We start from the raw sequence: 4,855 nt of genomic DNA, 5'->3' as shown, positions 1-4,855 counted from the left end.
ACCACATCTACAAGACCCGACTCCGACAGCTCGCCCACCACAGCGCATATCTTTGTGGTGCCGATGTCGAGGCCAACGATGAGCTCGGACTTATTCATGCCATTCTCCTCAAAACTCCTGTCTCCGGGTCGCAACGGCATGACGCTCTGGCGCATGCCGCAAGTTTCTTACGCTGGCTGGTTAAGTAAAACCCAAACATTGCCGTTAACAGATCGAATCTCGCGAACATTGCGCAGTTCGTGTCTGCGGGCCAGATCGCCCAGGGTCAGACTCAACCGGGAAAGATTGCCCTCCCAATCGTCAGTAGCGATGGAAAGCCGCATCTCCCTGTCTTCAAGATAAATTTCAATGCCCTTGCCGGGGCTCACGCTGACGGATGAAACCGCCCCCGCCTCTATGGGCAGCAAACCGGTTTGCATGCCCTTCATCAGGCGCGTCAGGTACGGCAGTGCGTCTTCTGCCCCCTGGTCAACACGCAGGGTGGGCAGCGAGAGAAAATTCTTGCTCTCAACCGGCGCTATAATTTCGCCAAGCTCGTTGGCGTAATACAGCACCCCGTCCTTATGCACCCAAAAAGAAGGCAACCGTTCTTTCAGCCGTATAACAAATCTGTCCGGCAGAAGGCGCTTAACGGAAACTTCTTCAACCCAGGGCGTCTTGCGCAGGTTTCTTTCAACCTTGGCAATGCTGACTGCAAGGCTGTTGTCGCCCTCGCGTATGCCGCCGTATTGCAGCACCATGTCGTGCGAGAGGCGCACGTTGCCGGTCACGTCAACATGACGGGTGGTGAAAAAATCGCTGGTTATGGCCTTGTTGTAGAGCCAGAGCGATGAATAACACACACCCGCAAGAATCAGCCCCAGGCAGGCCAGCAGCAGAGTCAGCGCGGCAAGGCTTTTCAGCCCGCTGAAGCCCCTGAGCTTCTTGAAAATCCCCGCAACAACCCCGCCCGCACGTACTTTTGATCCGCCGCCGCTTTTTTTGACTGGGGCAGATGCTCGTGTGTAGGAGTTACGGGCTTTACGTCCACTTTTTTTCAGGGCAAGGGGCATGGCACTATCCTGACCTCCGGCTCAAGCTCAATGCCAAACCGTTGCCGCACAGCTTGCCGGGCCTCTTGCAACAAGGCCAAGGCCGCCGTGGCGCTGCCCTTGCCTTCATTGATCAAAAAATTTGCATGCAGGCTTGAAAAAGCCATTCCCCCAAGTTGTCTGCCCTTGAAACCAGCCTCGTCAAGAAGCCTCCCGGCAGACATTTCCGGCGTGGGATTTTTGAATACGCACCCCGCGCTCCAGGCCGTCACAGGTTGTTTAGACTTTTTCTTAAAAAAGTTGTGACGCATGCAATTACAGATGCCATCCCTTTCCGCAACGGTCAAGCCAAATGTGGCTTCCAAGACGATAAAATCATTCTTTTTCCCGTTAATTCTGAGGGTACGATAGCCGTATTGCAGTGCACTTCCGTTGATGCGTTCAATGGTGTTATCTGCAAATACCTGGATGTTATAAATATTTTTGCATGTTTCCGCACCATGGGAACCTGCATTCATGGCAACTGCCCCACCCACGCTGCCGGGGATGCCCACCAGCCCCTCAAGGCCGGAAAGCCCGTTCACAGCGCAAAAACGCAGCAGCCGCGCCATAGGAACGCCCGCTCCCGCGCGAACCAGAACCTTGCCCTCGTGTTCGCCCACAATGACCGGGCCGTCATTGAACAGAGGACGAATCAGAACCAGCGGCAATTCGCCGTCCTGCGCAAGAATATTGCTTCCTGCACCCAGTACCAGAGGTGTGCCGCCAAGGGCCTTGAGTTTATCTGGTAATAGATAAAGGTCTTCGCTCCGCTCGAGTATTATCTCCGCAATGGCGGTCCCTCCCACCCTTAGCGTGGTGCGGGGGGCAAGAAAAGGAGCGGGCATCTCACGCATGGTCTTGTCCCTCCAGCCACGCGGGGCCAAGGCGGGTGATGCTGCCCGCGCCAAGGGTCAACAGCACATCGCCCTCGCGCAGCACATTGGGCAGGGCTGCGGCAAGGTCGTTGAGGGTCTGGTAGTATTCCACCGGGGTTGTGGAAACCTGACGGATGCCCTGAGCGAGACTCTGGCCTGAAACGCCGGGGATGGGCTTTTCAGACGCGGCGTAAATTTCGGTGAGCAGCAGCTGATCCACATTGTCAAAGACCTTGCAGAACTCGCCAAAATGGGCCTGCGTGCGGCTGAATCGGTGCGGCTGAAAAGCCGCCACAATGCGCCGACCGGGAAAGACCTGCCGCGCCGTTGCAAGAGTGGCCGCAATTTCTGCCGGGTGATGCCCGTAATCGTCAACCACGGTCACACCGCCCTTCTCGCCCTTGAATTCAAAGCGCCGCCCAACGCCGCCAAAACCATTCAGGCCCTCGGCGCATTTTTCAAAGCTGATGTCCACTTCCATAGCCGCGCCAATGGCGGCCAGAGCGTTGAGCATGTTATGGCGGCCCGGCTGCGGCAGGCTGACCTGACCGAGCTTGACGCCATTGCGCCACACTTCAAAGTTGTTGCGCACGCCGCATTCAAGCGGTACGGCGCGCAGCACGTTGTCTTCCGCAAAGCCGTAGGTAAGCACAGGGCGCTTTACACGGGCAAGCAGGGCGCGCACGCCGGGGTCGTCGCCGCAGACGATGTTCAGGCCATAAAAGGGCACGTTGTTCATGAACTGCACAAAGGCATCATCAATGCCCTGGCGGGTTTTGTAGTGATCCAGATGGTCTTCGTCCACGTTTGTCACAACATTGATGATGGGCAGAAGACACAAAAAGGAGCCGTCTGATTCGTCAGCTTCGGCTATCAGATATTCGCCGTGTCCAAGATGAGCGTTGGTGCCATAAGCGTTGAGTCTGCCGCCAATAATAACTGTAGGATCAAGCTCCGCAGTATCAAAGATGGATGCAGTAAGTGATGTTGTAGTAGTCTTGCCATGCGTACCGGCAATGGCGATGCCCTGCCGCAAACGCATCAGTTCGGCCAGCATTTCGGCACGGGGGATTATGGCGATGTTGCGTCGGCGGGCTTCAATAAGCTCTGGATTTTCGTCGCTGATGGCGGTGGACTTTACCAGTACCTGAACATCCCCCACGTTTTCCGCAGCATGGCCCACGGCAACGTGTGCCCCAAGGTCGCGCAGATGACGCACAACGGCAGAATCGCTCATGTCAGAGCCGGAAACTTCGTAGCCCTGATTGAGAAGAACCTCGGCAATGCCGCTCATGCCCGCGCCGCCAATGCCCACCATATGAATACGCCGAATCTTGCTGTTCATGCTCTACCTTTAAAGAAAGTCTAGATAATTTGAGGGGTTGAATCCACCCTTGGATATTGGATGCTGAAACCCTGTTTACGCTGTTTGTTCCAGAACGGCGACCACGCGCGCTGCCGCGTCAGGCCGGGCAGCTGCAAGCGCGGCTGCGGCCATGGGTTCGCGTTCGCCGGGCATGGTCAGGAGCCGCAGCAGAATGTCAGACATTCCCTGCACGGCCATGCGTCCTTCAGGCACCAGTACGGCTGCGCCGCTGCGGGTCAGCACTTCGGCGTTGCGGGTCTGGTGATCGTGAATGGCATAGGGAAAAGGCACAAGAACCGAGGGCAGGCCTGCGGCGCAAAGCTCCGCCACAGTGCTGGCTCCGGCGCGGCACAGGGCCACGTCGGCCCAGGCATAGGCCCCGGCCATGTCGTCAATAAAGGCGGAAACGCATTCGGGCGCATACCCCGCCGCCACATAGGCCGCGCGCACACTGCCCTCGTCGGTTATGCCGGTCTGGTGGCGAATCTCCACCCCGGCGCCGCGAAATTCCGCCAGATTTTCAAGCATAAAGGCATTGAGCGCATGCGCGCCCTGCGAACCGCCCACGACAAGCAGACGGCGCGTCTGCCGATGGCGATCCACCTGCCCCACCGCGCTTACGGCCGCCCGCACAGGGTTGCCCGTAAACACGCATTTTTTCATGTCAAAGCCGCTGGTGTTGGGCAACGAAATGCACACGCGCCGCGCAAGCCGCGCCAGAAAACGGTTGCTGGCACCGGCTATGGCGTTCTGCTCGTGCAGCACGCCGGGCACGCCAAGAATACGTGCGGCCAGCATGGGCGCAAATGCGGCATACCCGCCGAATCCAGCCACAACATCGGGCTTGAAGCGGCGCAGAATGCCCACGGCCTTGCCCACGGCAAGAGCCATCTGCGCGCCTGCGCCCACAGCCTTGAAGCCGCGCCCCAACAGACCGCGCACCGGCAGCCCCTCAAAGGGAATGCCCGCCTGACGCATGAGCCGTTCTTCCGGCCCGTAGAGCGATCCCACAAACAGCAAGTTGGCATTGGGATTGCGACGCCGCAATTCCTCTGCCACAGCCAATGCCGGAAAGATATGCCCGCCCGTGCCGCCGGTCGTCAGGATGATGTTGTCCATGTGTCCGCCGTCCTTGAAAAGTTCATGAGCAGGCCCACGCACAGCATGGTGGCCAAAAGATTACTGCCGCCGTAACTCATGAGGGGCATGGGCACGCCCTTGGGCGGCGCAACCCCCATGACCACGGCCAGATTCATGACCGAACCCATTGCAAGAATGGTGGTAATGCCGAATGCGGTAAAGCGGTCGCGCAGATTGCGCTGACCCATGATGATTTTGTAGCAGCGCCAGAAAAGCAGGGCAAACAGAATCATCACTGCGCTTACTCCCACAAAGCCCATTTCTTCGGCAAGCACGGCCATGATAAAGTCGTTGTGCGCTTCAGGCAGATAAAACATCTTCTGCTTGCTTGCGCCAACGCCTACGCCAAAGAAGCTGCCCGAACCAATGGCAAGCAGCGACTGCACAAGCTGGTAGCCCGT

The 4,855-nt window shown here is 58.0% G+C and carries 5 protein-coding genes; all 5 read right to left on the bottom strand.

Going from position 1 to position 4,855, the window contains the following annotated elements; genetic code table 11:
• Window positions 1-167: 167 nt before the first annotated feature.
• Window positions 168-1,052, bottom strand: a complete 885-nt coding sequence (locus tag VEZ52_RS14330; RefSeq protein WP_324837416.1) for a cell division protein FtsQ/DivIB — start codon at window positions 1,050-1,052, stop codon at window positions 168-170.
• Entirely contained in the window at window positions 1,037-1,927 is an 891-nt protein-coding gene (gene murB / locus VEZ52_RS14325) for a UDP-N-acetylmuramate dehydrogenase (RefSeq protein ID WP_324837415.1), read from the bottom strand. The genes VEZ52_RS14330 and murB overlap by 16 nt, the downstream gene beginning before the upstream one ends.
• Window positions 1,920-3,293: a UDP-N-acetylmuramate--L-alanine ligase gene (gene murC / locus VEZ52_RS14320; protein WP_324837414.1), complete on the bottom strand. Its 1,374-nt coding sequence runs from the start codon at window positions 3,291-3,293 to the stop codon at window positions 1,920-1,922. Before murC ends, murB begins: the two co-directional genes overlap by 8 nt.
• Window positions 3,294-3,368: 75 nt before the next feature.
• Window positions 3,369-4,433, bottom strand: coding sequence for an undecaprenyldiphospho-muramoylpentapeptide beta-N-acetylglucosaminyltransferase (gene murG, locus VEZ52_RS14315; RefSeq protein ID WP_324837413.1), 1,065 nt, complete (start codon window positions 4,431-4,433; stop codon window positions 3,369-3,371).
• Window positions 4,415-4,855 (bottom strand): FtsW/RodA/SpoVE family cell cycle protein (locus VEZ52_RS14310; RefSeq protein WP_324837412.1); only part of this gene is annotated, 441 nt, incomplete at its 5' end. The genes murG and VEZ52_RS14310, both read right to left, overlap by 19 nt.

It is taken from the genome of Desulfovibrio sp. (assembly GCF_035644575.1).
In the GTDB taxonomy this organism is placed as follows: domain Bacteria; phylum Desulfobacterota; class Desulfovibrionia; order Desulfovibrionales; family Desulfovibrionaceae; genus Desulfovibrio.
The sequence above is the reverse complement of the archived record's forward strand: the minus strand, read 5'-3'. Positions and strand labels throughout refer to the sequence as shown.